The 22737-nt window shown below is 63.7% G+C and carries 24 protein-coding genes; 16 read left to right on the forward strand and 8 right to left on the reverse strand.

Features of this window, described 5'->3' with window-relative positions; genetic code table 11:
• Positions 1 to 14: 14 nt before the first annotated feature.
• Positions 15 to 1061, reverse strand: a complete 1047-nt coding sequence (locus tag HHL25_RS05540; RefSeq protein WP_169588036.1) for an ABC transporter substrate-binding protein — start codon at positions 1059 to 1061, stop codon at positions 15 to 17.
• A gap of 286 nt (positions 1062 to 1347) precedes the next feature.
• On the opposite strand from HHL25_RS05540, the gene HHL25_RS05545 reads away from it, so the two are divergent.
• A complete protein-coding gene (locus HHL25_RS05545; RefSeq protein WP_169588038.1) occupies positions 1348 to 2370 on the forward strand; it encodes a LacI family DNA-binding transcriptional regulator in 1023 nt (340 codons plus the stop codon).
• 13 nt (positions 2371 to 2383) lie between these two features.
• On the opposite strand, the gene HHL25_RS05550 is transcribed toward HHL25_RS05545, so the two are convergent.
• A complete protein-coding gene (locus HHL25_RS05550; RefSeq protein ID WP_169588040.1) occupies positions 2384 to 3781 on the reverse strand; it encodes a sensor histidine kinase in 1398 nt (465 codons plus the stop codon).
• Positions 3778 to 4437: a response regulator transcription factor gene (locus HHL25_RS05555; protein ID WP_169589600.1), complete on the reverse strand. Its 660-nt coding sequence runs from the start codon at positions 4435 to 4437 to the stop codon at positions 3778 to 3780. The genes HHL25_RS05550 and HHL25_RS05555 overlap by 4 nt, the downstream gene beginning before the upstream one ends.
• A gap of 138 nt (positions 4438 to 4575) precedes the next feature.
• On the opposite strand from HHL25_RS05555, the gene HHL25_RS05560 reads away from it, so the two are divergent.
• From HHL25_RS05560 to HHL25_RS23615, 6 genes are all read left to right on the forward strand, one after another.
• Positions 4576 to 4860 carry a PepSY domain-containing protein gene (locus HHL25_RS05560; protein ID WP_246701693.1) on the forward strand — a complete coding sequence of 95 codons (285 nt, stop codon included), beginning with the start codon at positions 4576 to 4578 and terminating at the stop codon, positions 4858 to 4860.
• Positions 4861 to 4972: 112 nt separating this feature from the next.
• Complete coding sequence (locus tag HHL25_RS05565) at positions 4973 to 5326, forward strand: hypothetical protein (RefSeq protein WP_169588042.1); 354 nt, start codon at positions 4973 to 4975, stop codon at positions 5324 to 5326.
• Positions 5327 to 5356: 30 nt separating this feature from the next.
• Positions 5357 to 5827, forward strand: a complete 471-nt coding sequence (locus tag HHL25_RS05570) for a DUF2271 domain-containing protein (protein ID WP_169588044.1) — start codon at positions 5357 to 5359, stop codon at positions 5825 to 5827.
• 19 nt (positions 5828 to 5846) lie between these two features.
• A complete protein-coding gene (locus tag HHL25_RS05575) occupies positions 5847 to 8045 on the forward strand; it encodes a PepSY domain-containing protein (RefSeq protein WP_169588046.1) in 2199 nt (732 codons plus the stop codon).
• Positions 8026 to 9009 carry an FAD:protein FMN transferase gene (locus HHL25_RS05580; protein WP_169588048.1) on the forward strand — a complete coding sequence of 328 codons (984 nt, stop codon included), beginning with the start codon at positions 8026 to 8028 and terminating at the stop codon, positions 9007 to 9009. Before HHL25_RS05575 ends, HHL25_RS05580 begins: the two co-directional genes overlap by 20 nt.
• A 326-nt stretch (positions 9010 to 9335) precedes the next feature.
• A complete protein-coding gene (locus tag HHL25_RS23615) occupies positions 9336 to 9461 on the forward strand; it encodes a hypothetical protein (RefSeq protein WP_261345108.1) in 126 nt (41 codons plus the stop codon).
• A gap of 52 nt (positions 9462 to 9513) precedes the next feature.
• Here the strand turns inward: HHL25_RS23615 and HHL25_RS05585 are convergent, their stop codons facing one another.
• Positions 9514 to 10968, reverse strand: a complete 1455-nt coding sequence (locus tag HHL25_RS05585) for a cobyric acid synthase (protein WP_169588050.1) — start codon at positions 10966 to 10968, stop codon at positions 9514 to 9516.
• 232 nt (positions 10969 to 11200) lie between these two features.
• On the opposite strand from HHL25_RS05585, the gene HHL25_RS05590 reads away from it, so the two are divergent.
• The 6 genes from HHL25_RS05590 (at position 11201) to HHL25_RS05615 (ending at position 16751) form a co-directional block, all read left to right on the forward strand.
• A complete protein-coding gene (locus tag HHL25_RS05590; RefSeq protein WP_169588052.1) occupies positions 11201 to 11347 on the forward strand; it encodes a hypothetical protein in 147 nt (48 codons plus the stop codon).
• A gap of 675 nt (positions 11348 to 12022) precedes the next feature.
• Complete coding sequence (locus HHL25_RS05595; RefSeq protein WP_169588054.1) at positions 12023 to 13021, forward strand: ABC transporter substrate-binding protein; 999 nt, start codon at positions 12023 to 12025, stop codon at positions 13019 to 13021.
• Positions 13022 to 13153: 132 nt separating this feature from the next.
• Positions 13154 to 14068 (forward strand): ABC transporter permease, encoded by a 915-nt coding sequence (locus HHL25_RS05600; RefSeq protein ID WP_169588056.1) that lies wholly within the window; start codon positions 13154 to 13156, stop codon positions 14066 to 14068.
• Positions 14061 to 15110: a quaternary amine ABC transporter ATP-binding protein gene (locus HHL25_RS05605; protein WP_169588058.1), complete on the forward strand. Its 1050-nt coding sequence runs from the start codon at positions 14061 to 14063 to the stop codon at positions 15108 to 15110. Before HHL25_RS05600 ends, HHL25_RS05605 begins: the two co-directional genes overlap by 8 nt.
• A 129-nt stretch (positions 15111 to 15239) precedes the next feature.
• Positions 15240 to 16256, forward strand: coding sequence for a betaine--homocysteine S-methyltransferase (gene bmt / locus HHL25_RS05610; protein ID WP_169588060.1), 1017 nt, complete (start codon positions 15240 to 15242; stop codon positions 16254 to 16256).
• A 141-nt stretch (positions 16257 to 16397) separates the two neighbouring features.
• A complete protein-coding gene (locus tag HHL25_RS05615; protein ID WP_169588062.1) occupies positions 16398 to 16751 on the forward strand; it encodes a hypothetical protein in 354 nt (117 codons plus the stop codon).
• A gap of 7 nt (positions 16752 to 16758) precedes the next feature.
• On the opposite strand, the gene HHL25_RS05620 is transcribed toward HHL25_RS05615, so the two are convergent.
• Entirely contained in the window at positions 16759 to 17502 is a 744-nt protein-coding gene (locus tag HHL25_RS05620; RefSeq protein ID WP_169588064.1) for a phosphodiester glycosidase family protein, read from the reverse strand.
• Between the two features lie 215 nt (positions 17503 to 17717).
• Here HHL25_RS05620 and HHL25_RS05625 point away from each other — a divergent pair, with 215 nt between their 5' ends.
• A complete protein-coding gene (locus tag HHL25_RS05625) occupies positions 17718 to 18428 on the forward strand; it encodes a ParA family protein (protein ID WP_169588066.1) in 711 nt (236 codons plus the stop codon).
• A gap of 6 nt (positions 18429 to 18434) precedes the next feature.
• Here HHL25_RS05625 and HHL25_RS05630 read toward each other — a convergent pair whose 3' ends face one another.
• Complete coding sequence (locus tag HHL25_RS05630; RefSeq protein WP_169588068.1) at positions 18435 to 19139, reverse strand: 4Fe-4S dicluster domain-containing protein; 705 nt, start codon at positions 19137 to 19139, stop codon at positions 18435 to 18437.
• A gap of 101 nt (positions 19140 to 19240) precedes the next feature.
• Positions 19241 to 20812 (reverse strand): trimethylamine methyltransferase family protein, encoded by a 1572-nt coding sequence (locus HHL25_RS05635; protein ID WP_169588070.1) that lies wholly within the window; start codon positions 20810 to 20812, stop codon positions 19241 to 19243.
• A 266-nt stretch (positions 20813 to 21078) separates the two neighbouring features.
• Between HHL25_RS05635 and HHL25_RS05640 the strand changes: the two genes are divergently transcribed.
• Entirely contained in the window at positions 21079 to 21780 is a 702-nt protein-coding gene (locus HHL25_RS05640) for a corrinoid protein (protein ID WP_169588072.1), read from the forward strand.
• Positions 21781 to 21915: 135 nt separating this feature from the next.
• Here HHL25_RS05640 and HHL25_RS05645 read toward each other — a convergent pair whose 3' ends face one another.
• On the reverse strand, positions 21916 to 22074 hold the full coding sequence (locus HHL25_RS05645; protein ID WP_169588074.1) for an entericidin domain-containing protein: 159 nt from the start codon (positions 22072 to 22074) through the stop codon (positions 21916 to 21918).
• A 54-nt stretch (positions 22075 to 22128) separates the two neighbouring features.
• Between HHL25_RS05645 and HHL25_RS05650 the strand changes: the two genes are divergently transcribed.
• On the forward strand, positions 22129 to 22731 hold the full coding sequence (locus HHL25_RS05650) for a DUF1638 domain-containing protein (RefSeq protein WP_169588076.1): 603 nt from the start codon (positions 22129 to 22131) through the stop codon (positions 22729 to 22731).
• The last annotated feature ends 6 nt before the right edge of the window (positions 22732 to 22737 follow it).

The raw sequence follows: 22737 nt of genomic DNA on the forward strand, positions 1-22737 counted from the left end.
CCTCGGGAGGTTGATTACTGGGTAATGCCGAGCTTCTTGCAACCCTCGGCATATTCGCCGGTGCAGATTTCCTCGGGCTTCTGGATGCCCTTGTCGAAAATCTCGGCCTTGATGTTCTCGGCCGTCACGACCGCCGGGACGAAGAGTTCCGAGGGGGTGTTGTAGAGGCTCGTCTTCGCCTCGGGCGTCTCGCCCTTGAGGAAGGTCACGGCCACGTTCGCGGCAGCGGCGGCAACGATTTCCGACGGCTTGGAGATCGTGTTGTACTGGTCGCCCGAGATGATCAGCTGCAGGGCCGCGATCGTCGCGTCGTTGCCGGTCACCGGCGGAACCGGATTGACGCCGGCCGCCTTGAAGGCAGCGATCGCACCGCCGCCGGTTCCGTCGTTCGCGGCGACGACACCCTTGATGTCCGCACCGAAGCGGGTGATCTGGCCGGCCGCCCATTCCTGCGCCTTCGGCGGCGCCCATTCCGGCGTGTCGAACTCAGCAAGCGTCTTGTAGCCGGAATCCTTCAAGCCACGATGAATGCCGTCGCGGATGAGGCCGGCCGCCGCGTCGGTCGGGGAGCCGTTGATCTGGAGAACGCCCGATCCCTCCGGAACGCCGCTCGCCTTCATGTGTTCGACAAGCGACTTGGCAATGGCGTGGCCGATCCCTTCGTTGTCGAAGGAGACGTAATAGTCCGCAGCCTTGTCCGGGATCGGCCGGTCATAGGCGATGACCTTGACGTCCTGAGACTGGGCGATTTCGACAAGTGCGGCGGCGGCGGCGGAATCGACCGGATCGAGGACGATGACCTTGGCGCCCTGAGCGATCACCGAGTTGAACTGCTGCTGCTGCAGGGCCACGTCGGCGTTGGCATTCTGGTAGATCACGGTGCAGCTAGCGCAGAGCTTCGCCATCTCGGCCTTGAAACCCGGATAGTCATGCTCCTCGTAACGCGTCGAAGCCTGGTCGGGCATCAGGAAGGCGACCGTGGCCGCTTCCTGAGCCATGGCGGAACCGGCAAACATTGCGGCAAGGCCGACGGTTGCCATGAGCGTGGAACGAACTTTCATTTTATTCTTCTCCTCCGTTTGTGGATGAAACCCGTGTCGAGACACCGTCCCGAGTTCCCGTCCGCATGAAGACCATCAGCCGCTCGATCCCGATCGAGACGCGCACGCACACCTCCGTCGCCGGATGCCCGACGCCGTCACTGTTGATGGAACCTGCGTGAACGCCTCCCCGGCCGACCCTCCACGATCAACCAAATTCATCGATTGAGCACGCTTGCTCAATCGATGAAGCAAGAATTGCCACTTCCGCTCATTGATGTCAAGTTGGGTTCACGAGGAGATTTACGTGAATCAGCAACGACCGACGAAGAAGACAACGATCTATGACCTCGCCGAACTGGCGGGCACCTCAGCGAGCGCCGTCAGCGCCGTGCTGAACGGAAACTGGAAGAAACGCCGGATCAGCAGCCAGCTCGCGGAAAAGATCACCCGGATCGCCGAGGAACAGGGCTATGCGATCAACATGCAGGCGAGCCTCCTGCGGCGCGACAAGTCCAAGATCATCGGCATGATCGTTCCGAAATACGACAACCGCTATTTCGGATCGATCGTCGAAACCTTCGAGATCATGGCCCGCGAACGCGGCCTGTTTCCGATCATCACCTGCACGCTCCGCGACCCGGAACTCGAGGTCGAGGCGGCACGGACGATGCTGTCCTATCAGGTGGATTGGCTGATCTCCACGGGCGCCACCAACCCCGACCGCATCACCGACATCTGCGTTGCCGCGGGCGCGAAAAGCCTCAATCTAGACCTTCCGGGTTCGAGAGCGCCATCGATCATCTCCGACAACTTCGGCGGCGCCAGGGAATTGACACGCAGGACGTTGCTGAATTGCGGTGACCGCTTCGGAGACCTGTCACCCCTGCTCTTCATCGGCGGCCGTGCGTCCGATCACAACACGTCGGAGCGCCTCCGCGGCTTCAAGGCTGCTCACGAGGAGCTCGGCGTCATCGTCGATGAAAGCCATATCCTCGCCTGCGGTTATGCGCCGGAAAAGGCGGTCAATGCGCTTCAGGCCCTTGCTGACAGGGAAGGCGCCCTGCCCCGCGGCATGTTCGTCAACTCGACGATCTCGCTGGAAGGCGTGATGCGCTGGATCAAGGGCTCGCATCACTTCAGCGACGATGCCCCGGTCATCGGCTGCTTCGACTGGGACCCATTCGTCGCGCTGCTCGCCGACAACATCGAGATGGTGCGCCAGGACGTCAGCGGAATGCTCCAGTCCGTCTTCAGGATCATCGACGATGGCGGCACGGCGCTGCCCTTGATCGAGGTCCCGCCCATCTTCGATTCCCACGCGCAATAACGCACCCGCCTTTTCACCGCTTTGGCGAAGCCGATATCGGTAGACGCCAGGCCTGGCCCGAGGAAACCCGGGGCAGGAGCACAGTCACCCGAACGCCGCCCTCGTTTCCAGGCACCGGCGACGTGATCGCGAGATGGCCTCCGGCCCGCTCGGTAATTGCCTTGACGATGGCAAGGCCAAGCCCGCTGCCTTCCGTGTTTTGCGTTCCCCGCTCGAAACGCTGCGTCAGCTTCTCGATGGTCTCCGGCGGCAGGGCGGCGCCGTCATTGCTCACGGCCAGGGTGGCATCGCGATCGAGGCTCACCTGGACCGGGCAGCCTGAACTGCCGTGACGCAAGGCGTTTTCGATCAGGTTCCGGCACAGGATACCGAAGGCATCCGGATCCAGATCCGAAAGGACCGGTTCTTGAGGCATCGAGAGATCGATGCGCCCTGCTCCGGCCTCATAACGGCAGAAATCCGCGACGATCAGTTCGAGGACGGGCCGCAAGTCGGAGGGTGCCTCGAGCCGCAAGCGGCTGCCCTCGGCCCGGGCAAGCTGCATCAGCTTTTCCGACATCCGCATCAGGCGCTTCAGCGTCGTCTCGATCTCGGTAGCGCGTCGAGCGGCGGCGGCATCCTGCGTTTCCGCCCGCAGGCGCTGTGCCTGGGCGATCGCGCCGGCCACCGGCGTGCGCAGTTCATGAGCTGCGTTGGCCGCGAAGCTACGCTCCGCCTCGAAGGCCGCCCTCAGCCGATCGAGCAGTTGGTTGATCGCACCGGTGACGGGTTCGAGCTCGCGTGGCAACCCGGTATCAGGCAAGGGCGAAAGGTCCTGCCGCCCCCGGGCTTCCAGCGCCTGCTTCAGCCGACGCACCGGCCGAAACCCGCTCCTTGTCGCGAATCCTATGGCGGCAAGGCTGATCGGAATGACCAGAGCCAGCGGCAGGGAAAGGCCGAGCATCATGTTGCGCGACACCTCGGCGCGATGGTCAAGCGGTTCCGCCACGGCAATCGTGACGTCCCCGTCATGCGCGGCATCGAAATAGAGACGATGAGTCGCCGTCTGCCGAAAGCCCGGCGCTTCATAGGCCGGGAAGCTCACGTCTTCCGCGCCCTGCGACTGTAGAAGAACATGGCCGCTTCCGTCTCGCACGACATAGGTCACCGCCTCATCATACGGGCGAAGTCGGCCGACATGCTCCTCCCGCTCGTCGTCGTCATCGCCGTGATCACCGCGGCGGAAACGAAGGTCGCGCAGCGCCAGCGGCAGGATGCGCTGCGCGGTCGCTGCCAATTCCTTGTCGAAGACCTCCTCCATCTCCCGCCCGAGACGGTTGGCCGTGATGCTGGCGGCGGCGAGCCAGAGGACGGTGACGGAAAGGCCGACCACCAGCGCCAGTCGCGCCTGGAGCGAGCGCGGCCAGCTCATAGCCGCCCCAGGCGGTAGCCGAGACCCCGCTCCGTTTCGATCACATGCGCGCCGAGTTTCTTGCGCAGGCGGCTGACATGCACCTCGATCGCATTGCTGTCGATTTCCGTGCCGAAGGAATAGAGCCTCTCCTCGAGTTGCGCCTTGGACAGCAACTGGCCGGGGCGCTGAAGGAATGCCTCGAACAACACCCATTCCCTCGCGGTCAGGACCACGGGCCGGCCATTGCTGAGGATGCTGCGCGCCGCGAGATCGACCTCCAGCGGTCCGAGCGTGACCAAGGGGTTGGGATTGCCGACATAACGCCGGGCGACCGAGCCGATGCGGGCCGAGAGTTCGTCAAGGTCGAACGGCTTCACCAGATAGTCGTCGGCGCCTGCGTTCAGCCCATCGATCCGATCCGACACCTGGTCGAGCGCCGTCAGAATGATGACGGGGGTGACGTCACCCCGGCCACGCAACGCCTTGAGAAAAGGAATGCCGCGCCCGTCGGGCAGCATCAGGTCAAGAAGCACAAGGTCATAGACCGCAGCCGCCAGCGCATCGCCGGCGCGGTCGAGCCGCGTCACCCAATCGACCGAATGTCCGTCACCGGCGATCTGGTCGCGGACGGCGGCGCCCAGCACGGTGTCGTCTTCGACCAGCAATACCCTCATCGGCTTCTCCCGGTGTTCCTTGGTCAGCATTAGTCGATCCGCCACCTTACGGGAAGCTGAAGCCACGTCGCACCGATTGTCAGGAAACGGTCAGCCTTGGGTTTTTATCTTCAAATCATCCGGAATGGAGGAATGACAATGGCGATGCGAACGGTTCTCACGGCGACGATGATCGCGCTTCTGACAGGCACGGCACTGGCCGAGGACGACTGCAACCTTCCGATGGCGACCTGGCAGCCGCGCGAGGCCGTCCGCGCCATGGCGGAAGCCCGCGGCTGGCGGCTGCAGCGCATCAAGATCGACGACGGCTGTTACGAGATTCACGCCCTCGACGCGAATGGCCAGCGCTTCGAGGCAAAGATCGATCCCGCCACGCTTCAGATCATCGAGATCGAGCACGAACGGGAACACGGCCATCGCTGAACCTGTCGTCCTCGTCAGGGCTGACGGGAAGCTGAAGCAGATCGGTGCCGACCGGCAGCAAGCGTTCAGCCAGGACCGGCATTTGACCACCACCAACACAAGGAACCAGATCATGACAAAGCATCGCAGACTTCTGCTGGCGACCCTCACCGCCGGCACCATGCTCACGGCCTTCGGAACGTGGGCCGCTCCCCTTTCAGCGCTGGTTTCTCCGGCACGGGATATCCAGGCGAACGGAACGCTCGTCCACCCGGTGGACGCCGACGAGGATGACGAGTTCGAAGGTGCGAACTACCGGAAACATCACCACGATGACGGCGACGATCATGAAGATGAAGACGACGACGAGGACGATTTCGGGATGCGTGGTGGCAAGCAGCATTCGCCGGCGCCCGCCGGCACCGTGACGCCGCCGGACAACGGCCTGATCCTGAAAGGGTCGACGCCCAAGGTCGTGGTCAACTGATCCTACTCATCCGACAAAAGGAACCAGACAATGAAATCCCTTCTCGCAGCCCTCGCCGTCACGACCGCGCTCACCCTCCCGGGCATGGCGTTTGCCCGGCAAGTCACGCTTACGACCAATCTCAAGAACTACGGGGGCGACGGCGCCTATCTCGCCTACTATGTCACGGATGCCAACGGCGCCTATGCCGGCAGCCTCTGGATGGCAGGCGGCAAGGCCAAATACTACGAGCACCTGAGCGGCTGGTATCGGGCTTCTGGCGGCAATACGTCGGACATCAGCGGGATCACCGGTGCAAGCGTCGGTGCCGGGCGCAGCCTCGCCATCACGCTTGACCTGGCCGACGCGCTGTTCGATGCCGGCTATGAACTTCACATCGACGCCGCCGTCGAGGACATGCGCGACAGTCCCTCGGAAATCGTCGTTCCCTTGACGTCCGACGGCGCGGGCAAGCCCGTTTCGGGCAGTCGCTACATCGCCGACTTCACCTACGGCCTCTAAGCAGAGAAGGGTACCAACCATGATCCGGTCGCTTCATCGTTGGCCGGGGCTGATCGGCGCAATCCTTCTTTGCGCCGTCGCCCTGAGCGGAACGGTCCTTTCGGTCTATCCCGCCTACGAGGCCATCAACGCGCCGAGCTCGGCCGGCATGAACGTGGCAGAGCTTGCCACACGCGTGCAGGCGCAGCAGCCAACGGTGGAGCAGATCCGGCGGGCGCCATCCGGCAAGATCATGGCCTATTTCTACGAGGGTGACCAGCCCACCGCGGCCGCCATCGACCCCGCGACCGGCGTCATGATCGGCAGCGCCGACACGCCGGCCCTGCAACGCTGGCTGACCAACCTGCACCGTTCGCTCTTCCTCGGCGACAGCGGGCGCATGGTGACTGCCGCGGGCGCCGCCGCGATGCTGGTGCTCTGTCTTTCCGGCCTTTCGCTTCTGGCGCGCCGCGCCGGAGGCTGGAAGCGGCTGTTCTCTCCACTTCGCGGTCAGGGCGAAGGGCGCCGTCACGCCGCCATCGCGCGGTTTTCCGTGTGGGGCCTTGCCCTTTCCTCGATAACAGCGCTCTGGATGACGGCCGGCACCTTCGGTCTCCTTCCGGAGGGTGCCGGCGCCCCCGCCTTCCCGACCAATGTGAGCGGCCGGACCGGTCAGCCGCCAGCGACCATCGCAGTCCTGCAGGAGACCCCAGTCAACGCGTTGCGCTCGCTGACCTTCCCCGTAGCCGGCGACAAGACCGACGCCTTCACGCTGAAGACAACCGGGGGCGAGGGCTATATCGATCAGGGAACCGGCGCGCTGATTGCCTGGAACGATGCGGACGCATGGCAGCGGGCGGGCGACGTGATCACTCTCCTTCATACCGGTCAGGGGGCCTCGATCCTCGGACTTGTTCTCGGACTGTCGGCCCTCGGCGTTCCGATCATGGGCTGGACCGGGATCCGCCTGTGGCTCACCGGCCGGCGCAAGCAGGCGAGCAGCCGCGTTCCCGCCGATCAGGCCGACACGATCATCCTCGTCGGCAGCGAGGGCGGCAGCACATGGGGTTTCGCCGATACGCTTCAGGCAACCCTGACCGCGAACGGCGCCAGGGTCCACAGCGCCCCCATGTCCGCCTTTGCCCCCGACCAGTGGCCGAATGCCCGCCGCATCCTCGCGCTGGCCGCGACCTATGGAGAGGGTGAGGCACCGGCTTCCGCAAGCGGCTTTGTCGATCGTCTCACCGCTCTTCCCGAGGCGCCCGCCGCCCCATTGGCGATCCTCGGCTTCGGCGATCGCAGCTTCCCCGCTTTTTGCGGCTTTGCCGCCGAGGTCGCACGGGCAGCGGAGGCCAAGGGCTGGAAGCAGTTCCTGGCGATGGACACCATCGACCGCCAGTCGCCGCAGGATTTCGCCCGCTGGGGCCGGACGCTTTCCCAAGCGCTCGGGGCAAGCTTCGAGCTCAACCATCAGCCCAAGCCACCCTCGACCTGCGAACTGAGTCTCATCTCCCGCCGCGACTACGGCGCGGAAGTCCAGGCACCGACGGCCATCCTGCGCTTCGCCCTGCCCGCGGCCTCGCTCTGGCAGCGACTGACGCGTCGGGCTTTCCCGGCTTTCGGGGCGGGCGACCTCCTCGGCATCGTGCCCGAAGGCTCCACCGTGCCGCGCTTCTACTCGCTCGCCTCCGGCAGAAGCGACGGCTTCATCGAGATCTGCGTGCGCAAGCAGCCGGGCGGATTGTGCTCGACACGGCTCGCCATGCTGGAGCCAGGTGACAGCGTTCACGCCTTCCTGCGTCCGAATCCGGGTTTCCGGCCGGTGCGGGGCAAGAGCCCAGTTCTGTTGATCGGTGCCGGGACGGGGATCGGGCCGCTGGCCGGCTTTGCGCGAAACAACCGGGCCGCCCGGCCGATGCACCTCTTCTTCGGCGTCCGCCACCCGTCGAGCGACGCGCTCTATGCCGAAGAACTGGCCAATTGGCAGAGCGAAGGTCGGCTGGCCTCCGTCACCATGGCCTATTCCCGTGGCCCAACGCCGATCTATGTGCAGGATGTGTTGCGCCGGGATGCCGCCCGCGTCGCGCGCCTTGTCTCGGAAGGCGCACAGATCATGGTGTGCGGCGGGCGCGACATGGCCGCAGGTGTCGCCGCGGCACTAACCGACATCCTGGCTGGACAAGGCCCCAACCTTGCCACCCTGAAGGCGGAGGGACGCTATGCCGAAGACGTTTACTGACCTCGTCCGCCACACGCTGAGCGGCCCGACCATGGGCACCCGCTGGTCCGCCCTCTTCCATGCATCGCCCGCGTTCGATCCCGAACCGGTAAGGGCCGCCATGGCGGCAGCCGTCGCCGAAGTCGACGCCCAGATGTCGACGTGGAAGCCGGACAGTGACCTCAACCGCCTGAGCGCAGCCGGCCCCGGCGAATGGGTTTTACTGCCGGCACCGCTGATGGAGGTGCTGTCCGCCGGACTGGACGTCGGGCGGGCAACCGGCGGCGCCTTCGACATCGGCATGGGCGATGCCGTCACCGCCTGGGGCTTCGGCGCGGATCAGGCCGACGAAGATCGCATCCGTGCCGCACGTGCAAAGCCGCGGCGGCCGGCCCACGAGTGCCTCGAACTCGACCGCGCCGGCGGCCGCGCCCGCAAGAACCAACCGATGGTTTTCGACCTGAGCGGCATTGCCAAGGGATATGGCGTCGATCGTCTTGCCCACGTCGCCAGGTCCTTCGGCGTCAACGATGCCCTCCTGGCGATCGACGGGGAATTGCGCGCGCTCGGCAGCCAGCCGGACGGCACCGCCTGGACGGTCGCGGTGGAAGCGCCGGAACCGGACCGCCGGGCGCCACACTCCATCCTCGAACTCAGCGACACCGCGGTCGCAACCTCGGGAGACTACCGCCACGGGGTCCAGGTCGGCACCCGTCGCCTCGGCCATACGATGGACCCGCGCCGCGGCATGCCGCTTGCCGCGTCGCCGGCCTCGGTGACAGTCCTTGCCGGCGACTGCATGACGGCCGATGCATGGGCGACGGCGATGATGGTTCTTGGCCAGGAACGCGGTCTCACCTTCGCCCGCACTATCGGGCTCTCGGTCCTCTTCCTCAGCGGTCGCGGAACGGAAAGCGTCGGAACCGGTTCGTTCGCTCCGATAACGCCTCTGCCGATGACAGGTGCCCGTCCCATTTCCGGCTGATACGCGAGGGTCGCGCACCGTGTCGGGCAGCGTGCGGCTTCCGCGTCAGGGGCGGGACCGACGTCGCGCCCTCCACTCCCCCGGCGGCACGGAGCTTTCTTTTGCCGCCGCCTATTGCGGCCAGCGCATCGAAATACCATCTGCTATAGCGATCATGCAACAAACGGCGGATTTTGTTCTTCGAGAGACCTCGATACGTCTTGAAGATGACAGTTCCCGGTGAAATAAAACGGGATCCGTTCAGATTTTACCGAATGATTTAGGCGAAGCGGAACCAGTTTTGCCGTAATCTCGTTCTAGCAGCGAGCTTCGGGAGCAAGAAAGCAATGCGCGCCATATTTATTCTCATCATCGCTTCGGTGCTCAGCATCCTGGCCTTCAAGTATAACGACAATTCGCTTGGCCAGAACGAACTGATGGCGTCTCCGGTCGACGTCGCGACGCAGAAGTAGGATTTCGCCAGATCGCGCCTGCCGTGCAGTTGGCGCGTCCCTTCATGTCGCCCTAGCCCAACAGCTCCTTCAGCCAATCCGCCGACAGGCGTTTCTCCAGCTCCGCCGCCACCTCGTCGAGGGCATCCTCGACACTCCGGCGATAGTCGCCTCCCCCTCCCTCGATCCCGAAGCTTTCGAGCAGTCGCCCGCGATAGGCGTCGCTGGTGAAAAGCCCGTGCAGATAGGTGCCCATCACCTTGCCGTCCAGCGATCGGGCGCCGTCCGGCCTACCGTCGATCGTCACCGGTGCCCTGTCGCAGTCAGGTCCGCTCGTCAGGCCAAGATGGATCTCGTAGCCGGAAAGCCCGGCGTCATATTCGAGGGAACGCGCCACGCTGTTGCGCACCGTCTTTTCCGGAGCCATCACGGTATCCACCTCGAGCAGGCCCAGGCCGGGCACGCTGCGGCTCTCACCCTCCAGCCCGAGCGGATCGGAAACGGTCCGGCCGAGCATCTGGTAGCCGCCGCAGATGCCGATCACCCGTCCGCCGCGGCGCACATGGGTGGAAATGTCCGAATCCCAGCCATTGGCGCGCAAATCCTGCAGATCGCCGATCGTCGACTTGGATCCGGGCAGGATCACCAGGCCCGCGTCTGGGGGCAAACGCTCTCCGGCACGCACATAGACGAGCTCCACCTGCGGCTCGGCGGCGAGCGGATCGAAATCGTCGAAGTTGGCGATCCGCGACAGGACGGGCACCGCGACCTTCAAGGCCCCCGTTCCGCCGCTCGCCAGCCGTTCGAGTACGACGGAATCTTCCGCCGGCAGTCGTCCGGCCGCCTTCAACCACGGCACGACGCCGAAGCACGGCCAGCCGGTAAAGGCGCCGATTGCGTCAATCCCGTCATTGAACAAACTGACATCGCCGCGGAACTTGTTGATGATGTAACCCACGATCTGCCGGCGGTCCTCCTCGGGAAGGATCGTATGGGTGCCGACCAGCGAAGCGATCACGCCGCCCCGGTCGATGTCGCCGACCAGCACGACCGGTACGCCGGCATGCGTGGCGAAACCCATGTTGGCGATGTCACCTGGCCTCAGGTTGATTTCCGCCGGCGATCCGGCCCCTTCGACGATGACGAGATCAGCCCCCTTCCCGACCGTCTCAAAACTTTCCAGGACCGCGGACAGCAATTCGGGCTTGAGCTTCTGGTAGTCCCGCCCCTTCGCCTGTCCGAAGACCTTGCCCTGCAGAATGATCTGGCTGCCCGTCTCGGATTGGGGCTTCAGGAGCACCGGGTTCATGTGAACGGACGACGGAACCCGACAGGCCAGCGACTGGAGCCATTGCGCCCGGCCGATCTCGCCACCGTCATCCGCCACCGCGGCATTGTTCGACATGTTTTGCGGCTTGAAGGGCCGGACGCTCAGGCCACGATTGGCCGCCAGCCGACAAAGGCCCGCAACGAGTATCGTCTTTCCGACATCGGAGCCCGTCCCCTGCAGCATCACGGCTTTCGTCATTGTCGTTCCCGCTCCAAATTCACCTGCGTCAAACCGTTGCAAGCGCGCGAATTTCGCCCCTTTTTCGCCACAAACCGGCGCCTGCGCAAGCCTGCCCGGCAACGCCTCGCACTATTTGTCCATTTGCGACACAACGTGACGACTTGCCCCATTGCAGCGGACCGCGGCCGGGTCTATTTCAACCGCCGAACGACCGGCGCAAACGGGTGTCCGGGATCAGAAGGCCAAATCCATGCTGTATATTCTTCGCAATCACAATAGGCTCGACATCGCCTGGAACGGCAATGCGCCGAAAACCGAAACCACTGCTCGCTGGGAAGTGCTCATGCCTCGCCGCGGCAGCACCGTGCTGGAGCGCCTGCGCCGCATCGGCGAATAAGGCCGGACCTTTCGTGGCGAGCCCGATGCGGCTCGCCGACCGCCGTCGACCGTTCTGGATGGATTGCCCATTCGGGCGAAAAACACAGCGCCCCGGTACGCAATACCAAACCCGGGAACGCTGACGGCAGTTACGCGCCGTTGGGGCTTTTCTAGCCCGCCAGTTCTTACCGGAGTGTTATTCCGGCTCTCCCCGTCAAAAAAAATTCATCGAAATCCGAGATTGTGACTTCGCTGTTGCGAACCGCTCCGAATGGCGCGGACGGGACAGCACTTGTCTCGTACGGGAGTGGTAATTTCCGACCGGCTCGTTCTCACCAGAGCAAACGCCCACGCTTTGGGCGCCGGCCCGGTCCATTCACGGTCCGAATGCAGCAAAATGAGGCGTTACAAAGGGTTGCGACCGCTTCCCCGCGACGCCCGACCCTGTTCCGGAGGTTGATTTCTCCGCCGGAACCCTTAGGCTGATTTTCGATCGGCACGATAAGGGGCGAGCGGCGCACAGGGATTTGCTGCTTCAATGACAAGCGTCGATCGACATTTGGAAGCTCAGTCGGAGCAAGGGCATGCGACGAGCAACCAGCGAATTTCGCCATAGGTGCGGCAGGGATCAGCAGTAACCCGGCCGTGCCCATTTCAGAACGCTGCCAAATTAAGACTGGGAGGTCTTAAAGACATGAAGAAGCTTCTCGCATCCACCATCCTCGCCGCCGGCCTTTACGCCGTCGCCGGCTCCGCCCAGGCCGCCGATTGCGGTGACGTTTCGATTGCCGAAATGAACTGGGCATCGGCCGGCGTCGCCGCCTATGTCGACAAGATCATTCTCGAAAGCGGCTACGGCTGCAAGGTGACACTGGTCACCGGCGACACCATGCCGACCTTCACCTCGATGAACGAGAAGGGCGAGCCGGACATCGCGCCCGAACTGTGGGTCAACGCCGTGCGCACGCCGCTCGACGCCGCCATCGGCGAAGGCCGCCTGATCCAGCTCGCGCCGCTGCTCAGCGACGGCGGCGTCGAAGGCTGGTGGATTCCCAAGTTCCTCTCCGACGCGCATCCGGACATCAAGACGGTGCAGGACGCCCTTTCCCATCCGGAACTGTTCCCGGCTCCGGAAGATCCGTCCAAGGCGGCCGTCACCAACTGCCCGTCGGGCTGGAACTGCCAGATCTCGACCGCCAACCTCTACAAGGCGCTCGGCGCCAAGGAAAAGGGCTTCGAACTGATCGACACCGGTTCGGCCGCAGGCCTCGACGGCTCGATCGCCAACGCCTTCGAAAAGAAGACCGGCTGGCTCGGCTACTACTGGGCACCGACCGCCATCCTCGGCAAGTACGAGATGGTCAAGCTGTCCTTCGGCGTGGAGCATGACAAGGCCGAGTGGGACAAGTGCACGGCCGTTCCGGACTGCGCAGATCCGAAGGTCAACTCCTATCCGGTCTCCGACGTCTTCACCGTCGTCACCAAGAAGTTCTCGGAAAACAACGCGGTCGCCATGGACTATCTGAAGACCCGCAAGTGGGACAACCAGACGGTCGGCAAGGTTCTCGCCTGGATGGACGAGAACCAGGGCACCAACGAAGATGCCGCCGAGCACTTCCTGAAGGACTATGCCGACATGTGGACCACCTGGGTCTCGCCGGAAGTGGCCGAAAAGGTCAAGGCAGGCCTCTGATCCCCGGACGGCGGCGGGCTGGTGCCCGCCGCCTTCTTTTTTCCGACGGACAGGCAAGACATGCCTCCGGCGAGCAAGGCTCCCGTTCAAGTGAAGCCGGCGCCGGAAGAAGGCTCAACAAAGGGGATAGAGATGGCTTCTGTCATTTGCGGTTACCTGCCGCAATTGCTGTGCGAGTTTCCGTCGATAGACGAGAATCTCATGCGCGATTTCAAGAAGACGGTGGACGCTGGCTTCAAGGCCTTCGTGCGCAGTTATGGCGACATTCTGGACACCGCGCTCCAGCCGCTGCAATGGTTCCTCAACTGGCTGCAGGACCTTTTCGTCGACACGCCCTGGATCCTCTTCCTGATCGTCCTGACGGCGATCGTCTATTTCGCCAGCCGCAACATGCGCATCACGATCGGCACGGCCGTCTCGATGGCGTTGATCGGTGCGGTCGGGCTCTGGGAAGACACCATGGTGACGCTTGCCATGGTCACCGTCTGCACGCTCATCTCCATCGTCATCGGCATTCCGATCGGCATCCTGATGGCCCGGTCGGACCGGGTCCAGGCGACAGTTAATCCGGCGCTCGACGTCATGCAGACCATGCCCAGCTTCGTCTATCTGATCCCTGTCGTGATGATCTTCGGCATCGGCAAGGTGCCGGGCCTGATCGCCGTCGTCATCTATGCCGTACCGCCGATGATCCGCCTCACCAATCTCGGCATCCGGCTGGTCGACCGCGAAGTGCTCGAAGCGGCCGATGCCTTCGGGTCCTCACCGCGGCAGAAACTCGTCAACGTGCAGATCCCGCTCGCGTTGCCCACCATCATGGCGGGCATCAACCAGACGATCATGATGTCGCTCGCCATGGTGGTCGTCGCCTCGATGATCGGCGTCGGCGGTCTTGGCAAGAACGTGCTGCAGGCGATTACCAATCAGTTCTTCACCATCGGGTTCCTGAACGGCTTCGCACTCGTGGCGATCGCGATCATCTTCGACCGGACCAGCCAGGCCTACGGCAAGCGACTTCAGAAGCATACGGAGGTGATCCATGGCTAGTCACGGGATCGAGATCAAGGAACTCTACAAGATATTCGGCCCGCGGGGCGAAGACTTCATCGACGCCGTCAAGGGCGGCATTTCGAAGTCGGAACTCAACGGCAAGTATGGCCATGTCCTCGGCCTCAAGAACATCAATATCTCGATGCCGGCCGGCGGCATCACCGTGGTCATGGGCCTGTCGGGTTCCGGCAAGTCGACACTGATCCGCCACATCAACCGGCTGATCGAGCCGACCGCCGGCCAGGTGCTCTACGACGGCGTCGATGTCTGCCGCATGTCTTCTGATGAACTGCGGGAATTCCGCCGCCACAAGACGGCGATGGTGTTCCAGAAGTTCGCGCTGCTGCCGCATCGCACGGTGCTGGAGAACACGGTCTACGGCCTCGACATCCAGGGAGTGGACCGTGCCGAGAGCGACAAGAAGGGCCGCTACTGGATCGACCGCGTCGGCCTTTCCGGGTTCGAACGGCACTATCCGAACCAGTTGTCGGGCGGCATGCAGCAGCGCGTCGGGCTTGCCCGTGCACTCACCAACGACGCCGACATCCTGCTGATGGACGAGGCCTATTCGGCGCTCGATCCGCTGATCCGCGTCGACATGCAGTCGGTGTTGCTGGAACTGCAGCAGGAACTGAAGAAGACCGTCGTGTTCATCACCCACGACCTCGACGAGGCGTTGAGGCTCGGCGACAAGATCGCGATCCTGCGGGACGGCGAAGTCATCCAGCAGGGCACGGGCCAGGAGATCGTGCTGTCGCCCGCCGACGACTACATCTCCGCCTTCGTCAAGGAGGTCAATCGCGGCCGCGTGATCCGCGTGGCCACGATCATGAAGCCGATTGGCGGAGCCCCTGAAGGCATGGCGCTGCCGGCCGACTGTGTGCTGGAACAGGCCGCACGCCTGATGACCGAAGCCCGCCAGACGGTGGCGCATGCCGTGGACGATGCAGGACGGCCGGTTGGACGGGTCGACATCGCCACGATCATCGCGGCCATGGTGACGCCCGCCAGCCATGAGGAGGCGGTGGCGGCGGCCTGACGCCCCGCCCTTCCCCCATATCTATCCATCGGCGACGCGTGTGAGCGGCGCCGATGGTCGTGTTTAACCGTTGCAGTCATATAAAGAATTCTTTATATCCCTCTTCGAAGATCATTCGAGGAAAGAACCATGGCGACTGCATCCAATCCGCTTTCCCAACTCCTGGCCGAAAAGGGCGTGCTGCTCGCCGACGGCGCAACCGGCACCAATCTCTTTGCCGTCGGGCTGGAGGCCGGCGAGGCGCCGGAGCTCTGGAACGAGAGCCAGCCGGAAAAGATCACCAAGCTCCACCAGGACTTCGTCGATGCCGGCGCCGACATCATCCTCACCAACTCGTTCGGCGGCACCCGCCACCGCCTGAAGCTGCACCAGGCGCAGGACCGGGTCTTCGCGCTCAACAAGAAGGCGGCCGAGATCGCCCGTGCCGTCGCCGACAAGGCGCCGCGCAAGGTGATCGTCGGCGGCTCGGTCGGCCCGACCGGCGAGCTTCTCCTGCCGCTCGGCGCGATGAGCTACGAGGATGCGGTTGCAGCCTTCGTCGAGCAGATGGAAGGCCTCAAGGCTGGCGGCGCCGACGTTGCCTGGATCGAGACCATGTCGTCGCCGGAGGAGATCCGCGCTGCGGCTGAAGCCGCTGTCAAGGTCGGCATGCCCTATACCTATACCGGCTCCTTCGACACCGCCGGCAAGACGATGATGGGTCTCGACCCCAAGGACATTCACGGTGTCGCGAAGGACATCGGCGACGGCCCACTCGCCGTCGGCGCCAATTGTGGCGTCGGGGCTTCCGACATTCTGGCGAGCCTGCTCGACATGACCGCTGCCGATCCGGCCGCCACGGTCATCGTCAAGGGCAATTGCGGCATCCCGGAATTCCGCGGCTCGGAAATCTACTATTCGGGCACACCGCCGCTGATGGCCGACTATGCCCGGCTAGCGCGCGATGCGGGCGCCAAGATCATCGGCGGCTGCTGCGGCACGTCCTGCGGCCACCTCGCCGCGATGCGCTCGGCGATCGACGGCTATACGCCCGGCCCGCGCCCGACCATCGAGACGATCGTCGAGCGCATCGGCCCGCTGCGCAACAAGACGGCTTCGGAATCCGGCAGCCAGGAAGGCGGTCGCCGCACGCGCCGTCGCGGCTGACATACACAAAACTGGCCGGCGCTGTCCGCAGCGCCGGTCTTCTGCCAGACGGCAAGGCTCAGGCAATCTTGTCCTGCTTTTTCGGCTTTGAGTAACGCTGCGGCCCGTTGCCGTGGCTCAAGCCTACGGGAGCATCAAAGCATGGCCGCGCCACAGACCCAATTTCCCGATCGGAATACCGTCGCCGACAATCTCTCCGCTCTCGGTCCCGCCGAGCAGAGCTTCTTCTCGCTGATGTTCGAAAATCCGATGCAGGACGACGCGCTGCTCGAAGGCCTGCACCTTTACCTCGACCGGGCATCGGAGGCGCGGTTCCTCAACTCGTTGAAGCTCGAACGCTGCGGCGAGTGGCTCGGCGGTACGGCGCCGTCGCGTCTGCAGATCCGGCTGATGGAATCCGCCCGCTCAAGCCAGCATCCCGCCTATGTGGCCTTCCGCGCCGGCCTCGCCCGTTCCGGTGGTCTCGACCGCGCCTATCCGAAGGCGGCCGTCTGAGGGTGGGTCACGGTCGAGTGCCGATCACCGCAATGATCGGTCCGAGCGGCATCCAGCGGTCGTTGCGGCCGAGTTCCGGGGCAAACATGCCGGAAATGGTGCCATCCAGATAAAGCGCGTTGGCGCATCCCAGCCGGTCGCGGAATAGCCGGGCGAACTGGTGAAAGTTCACCCAATCCCGGCTGATGACCAGATGCACCCTGCCCTCTGCATCGACGCCGACCCCGTTGCGGATCTTCAGGCTGTCGCTGTCGGGTAGGAATTTCGGGTGCAGTTTGCCGTCGATGACGAGCATCGGCCCTGATTGCGTCGCGAAGTCCGGCGCGGGATTGCGTTTCAGGTAGCGAGTGGTCTCGGCGACCGCTGCGCGGCCGTCCTTCACGTAGAACACCCCATTCGGCAGCAGGTGGAAGTTTCCCCAGCCGGCTTTCGTGCTCACCGGTGCCTGCTCGCGCCCGTATTCGATGTGAAGCCCAACGGGCGACAGGTCGTCATGATACATGCCGCCGTTCATCGCGAAGGTCAGCGTGTGGTGCTCTTTCCAGAGCTGCCGGGCGAGCGAATCGAAGCCGCCGAAAGGCTTTCCGTCCGAATCGGAATGATAGATTCTTAACGCCGGACCGGGCTCGAAACTGCAGATCGCGTAACGAGCACCGTCCACGACCTCGTCCCTGCAAGCCTCGGCCGCAACGGCCCAGGACAGTGGCAGGACACTGAAAATCAAAGAAATTAGCAAGGGAAGCAGGGGCATGGAGGCATCGCTGTGATGGGTGTCACGAAGACGGCCGGCATCACCGACCTTTGCTAAACTACCGGATTTGGACGCCGATTTATTAACGCTCGCACATCTTGTTTACCGCTCGTTAACCACGACTGCAAAGGATGCATCTCACGCGGCATGCTTCGCCGCTTTCATCTGCAGAGCGATGACTTGGCTCAAGACCTTTTTTTCATGAAGGACATGCTATGCCAGTAATTACGTTTGCAAATACCAAGGGCGGTGCCGGCAAGACGACGGCAGCCCTTATCCTCGCCGGCGAGCTTTCCCGTCGCGGCAACCGCGTCACCATCCTCGATGCCGACCCGCGCGGCTGGATCAGCCGCTGGCACGCGATTGCCGGCGCGGGCAGCCTGATTTCCGTCGTCGCGGTCAACGAGGAGACGATCGAAACCGCGACCGCCAAGGCCAAGAAGCGCGGCGGCTACATCCTGGTCGATCTCCCGTCGAGCCATGATGCGCTGCTCGCCAAGGCCGTCGGCCTTGCCGATCATGTGATGATCCCAGTCCAGGGCTGCGCCATGGACGCCCATGGCGGCGCCGAAGTGCTCGAACTGCTGAAGGAACTGGCCGACAAGTGCGACGTGCGCATCCCGCACTCGATCGTGCTCACCCGCGTCAACGCCGCCGTCACCACGCGTGCCCTGCAGGCCGCGAAGGACTTCCTCGCCGCTCGCGGCATTTCGACCCTGTCGACGGCCATTGCCGAGCGCGCCGCCTATCGCGACGTTTTCGACAAGGGCGGCCTCCTGCAGTCGATGAACCCGGCCGAAGTTTCCAATCTGTCGAAGGCTCTGGAAAATGCCGCGCGCCTCGCCGACGAGATCGTCGCGCTGATGCCGCAGAAGACGGTCCGTACGACTGCCACACGCAAGGCGCCCGTCGCCAAGGCGGCCTGAACGTCGCTATCCGGGCGGAAGGCCGAGGGCTTCCATGTGGAAGCGCAACTGGTCTTCCGGATAGCGAAAGAACGAGCCGACGGGACAGGCGGCACGGGCAAGGCATCCCTTCGCCCTGCAGCCGTCCCGCCCCTCGGTCGTCGCCAGATGGCGGCGACAGGTCACCACTTCGAATGTCTCCGCCGTCACGGCTCCGGCGGGACAGGTTTTCAGACAGGGTTTTTCGGTACAGGTTTCACATGGGTGAGACGCCGCTCGCGCTGTTCGATTGAACGGCAGCGGCTCTGGCAACCCGAGCGCGCCGCGGTAGCCGTGCCAGAGGCCATATTGCGGATGGATCAGAATTCCGAGCGGTGAGGCGCGCAAGCCCTCCGCCTTCATCGCCCAGGTCTGGAAGGGCTGGTAGGGCGGATCGGACGGAAAATAGGCCGTCGCCCCGCACGTGCCGGCAACGGCGCCGATCACCTCTTTCGACCAGGCGTCCAGCGGATGTTCGCCGCCCCCGTCTGCCTGCTTCGACCGCCATGCGCGGAAAGGCTCCCAGAGCGAGCCGCCGATATTGCCGATCAGCAGGACCTGTCGGGCCATGCCTCCGTCGGCAAGCCTCGGCCCGCCATCGCCGTCGACGAAATCGACGACACCGCGCAGATGCAGTCCGTGCCGTTCCAGTTCGGCTTCAAGCCAGTGCGCGACTTGCAAAGGGCCGCTCATCGCGGCCCCTCGTATTTGTAATGCGGTCGCCAGACCGACTCCTGGATCATGTCCGCCACCTGGTCCGCTCCGCCTTGCTCCCTGGCGGGACCGGGATGCCTTCAGGAGAAGGCGTCCGGCATGGCGTCCTTGCGCTGGGCAATGTAGGCGAGCAGCGCTTCGTCGATCGCCGGGTCGAGGGCGGGCGCTTCGTAGTTGTCGAGCCAAGAACGGCAGAGCGTGTTGGCGCGGTCCTCGATGCGCTTCTTGCCTTCGATCTCCCACTGTTCGAAGGAGTTGTTGTCGGCCAGTGCCGAACGATAGAAGGCCGTCTGGAAGTTCGCCTGGGTGTGGGCGCAACCGAGATAGTGGGCGCCCGGGCCGACTTCGCGGATCGCACTCATCGCCTGGCCGTCTTCGGTCAGGTCCACGCCCATCGCCATCTTCTGCATCATGCCGAGCTGGTCCTGGTCGATCATGAACTTCTCGTAGCAAGCTGCGAGGCCGCCTTCGAGCCAGCCTGCGGCGTGCAGCACGAAGTTGGTGCCGGCGAGCAGGGTCATGTTGAGCGTGTTGGCGCTTTCATGGGCTGCCTGGGCATCCGGAACCTTGGAGGCGCAGAGCGAGCCACCGGTACGGAACGGCAGGCCGAGACGGCGGGCGAGCTGGGCGGCGCCGTAGGACACGAGTGCGGGCTCCGGCGTGCCGAAGGTCGGGGCGCCCGACTGCATCGAGATCGAGGCGGCGAAGGTGCCGAAGAGCACCGGAGCGCCGGGGCGCACGAGCTGGGTGAAGGACGCACCGGCCAGAACTTCGGCCAGGATCTGCGTCAGCGTGCCGGCGACCGTCACCGGGCTCATCGCGCCCGACAGGATGAAGGGCGAGAGAACGCAGGCCTGGTTGTGGCGGGCATAGACCTTCGCGGCACCGAGCATGGTCTCGTCGAAGACCATCGGCGAGTTCGCGTTGATCAGGTTCAGCATCACCGTGTTGTTCTCGACGAAATCGTCACCGAAGACGATCTTGGCGAGCGCGACCGAATCCTCGGCGCGTTCCGGCGCGGTGACGGAGCCCATGAACGGCTTGTCGGAATATTTGATGTGACTGTAGACCATGTCCAGGTGACGCTTGTTCACCGGGATGTCGACCGGTTCGCAGACCGTGCCGCCCGAAGAATGGACCGAAGGCGCCATGTAGGCGAGCTTGACGAAATTGCGGAAGTCCTCGAGCGTCGCATATCGACGGTTGCCGTCGAGGTCGCGGACGAAGGGCGAACCGTAGACCGGCGCGAAGACGGTGGCGTTGCCGCCGATCCGCACGCTGCGTTCCGGGTTGCGGGCATGCCAGGTGAATTCCGAAGGCGCCGTCTTCAGGAGTTCGCGGCAAAGGCCCTTCGGGAAGTGCACGCGCTCGCCCTTGACGTCGGCGCCGGCCTTTCTCCACATGTCGAGCGCTTCGGCGTCGTCACGGAACTCGATGCCGATTTCCTCGAGCACGGTGTCGGCATTGCGCTCGATGATCTCGAGGCCTTCCTCGTCGAGGACTTCGTAGACCTTGATCTTGCGCTGGATGTAAGGCATCGACGGGCCGGCGCCGCCGCCTGTGCGCGATGCCCTGCGGGCTGCCGCGCCCCTACCCTCTCCGCGTGCCCGACGGCCTGCGCCTGCGCCCGATTCTGCTGTGATGTCGTCCATGTGCGTTTCCTCAATTTCGGCGCGTCGAGCGCTGCTTCATTCTCAATATGCTATTCGAATTCCGATGTGAAACATTCCTTAATGCGCCAACCACTTGCGCCACACAGACATTGAGCCAATCTGCGACTGTCGCAACACCGTCGCTTTTCATGACGGCAACGTCGCTTTCGAAAAGAGATTTTAGCGATATTGAGGTTTAACTGCGTATCAGGCAGTCTTTGTCGGCTGCGACATGAATCGCACAAACAGCTAGCGGGAAGCATCCAATGTCAGACGACGAAATCATTCTCTCGGAACTCTCTGACGACGAACTCGTGCAGCAGATGCACGACGACCTCTATGACGGCCTCAAGGAAGAAATCGAGGAAGCGACCCGCATCCTGCTCGACCGCGGCTGGGCCCCTTACGACGTCCTGACGCAAGCTCTCGTCGAAGGCATGCGCATCGTCGGCGTCGACTTCCGCGACGGCATCCTGTTCGTTCCGGAAGTTCTCCTCTCGGCCAATGCCATGAAGGCCGGCATGACGATCCTGCGTCCGCTGCTCGCCGCTACCGGCGCACCGAAGCAGGGCAAGATGGTGATCGGCACTGTGAAGGGCGACATCCACGATATCGGCAAGAACCTCGTCGGCATGATGATGGAAGGTGCCGGCTTCGACGTCATCGACCTCGGCATCAACAATCCGGTCGAAAACTATCTCGAAGCTATCGAGCGCGAAAAGCCGGATATCCTCGGCATGTCCGCCCTGCTGACGACGACCATGCCCTATATGAAGGTCGTGATCGATACGATGAAGGAAAAGGGCATTCGTGACGAGTATATCGTTCTCGTCGGCGGCGCGCCGCTCAACGAAGAGTTCGGCAAGGCCGTCGGCGCCGACGCCTATTGCCGCGATGCCGCCGTCGCCGTCGAAACGGCGAAGGAATACATCTCCCGCAAGCACAACAGCCTCGCGGCCCGCGCCTGAGACCTTAGACACGAAACCGCCGGTCGCTTCGAGCGACCGGCGGCGAAATTCTGAAAAGACGTCCGCCGCAAAGATTTCTGCGGAACATATGCCCTGACCGACGACCGGGCACGACGGTGGGGACAATGCCGACCGTCAGTTGGCGGCGTTCTCGACATCCTGGCCGGCCTGTTGCGTCGCATCAACCGCATTTGCGGTATCCTTGCCCATGCCGCGGATCGTGTTGCCGCAAGAGGCAAGCGCGAAGGCGCAACCGAGAACCGCGACGGCGAAGGAGAGTTTCCGGGTGGTCATGCTTGAGAACTCCGTGTTAGCGCTGGGATCAATGAACGTGTCGGGAATGCGACGATGAAACGCGTGAACAGCGAAAAGGTTCAGATCATCGCCTGCGGGGCCATCGCCCGCGAGATCCTGGCCGTCCGGGACGCGAACGGGCTCGACCATATCGATCTCGAATGTCTTCCGGCGATCTGGCATGTCTATCCGGAAAAGATCGCGCCGGCGCTACGCGAGAAGATTGCCGCTGCCCGCGCCGCCGGCTATGGCCGCATCTTCATCGGTTATGCCGAATGCGGCACCCAGGGGCAGATTGACAAGATCTGCGAGGAAGAGGGTATCGAGCGGATCGCCGGCCCGCATTGTTATGCCTTCTTCACCGGAACGGAAAAGTTTCTCGCCGAATGCGAGACCGAGTTCACCGCCTTCTACCTGACCGACCTCATCACCCGCCAGTTCGAAGCCTTCGTCATCGAGCCGCTGAAGCTCGACAAGCATCCCGAACTGCGTGACATGGTGTTCGGCAATTACACGAAGATCGTCTACCTCGCCCAAACCGAAGACAAGGCACTGCAGGACAAGGCGAAATGGGCGGCCGACTATCTCGGCCTCGACTATGAATACCGCTTTACCGGCTACGGCGATCTCGATCCCGCGTTGAAGGCACTCGGCTAGGCCGAA

Source organism: Rhizobium terricola (genome assembly GCF_012927355.1).
Taxonomy (GTDB): domain Bacteria; phylum Pseudomonadota; class Alphaproteobacteria; order Rhizobiales; family Rhizobiaceae; genus Allorhizobium; species Allorhizobium terricola.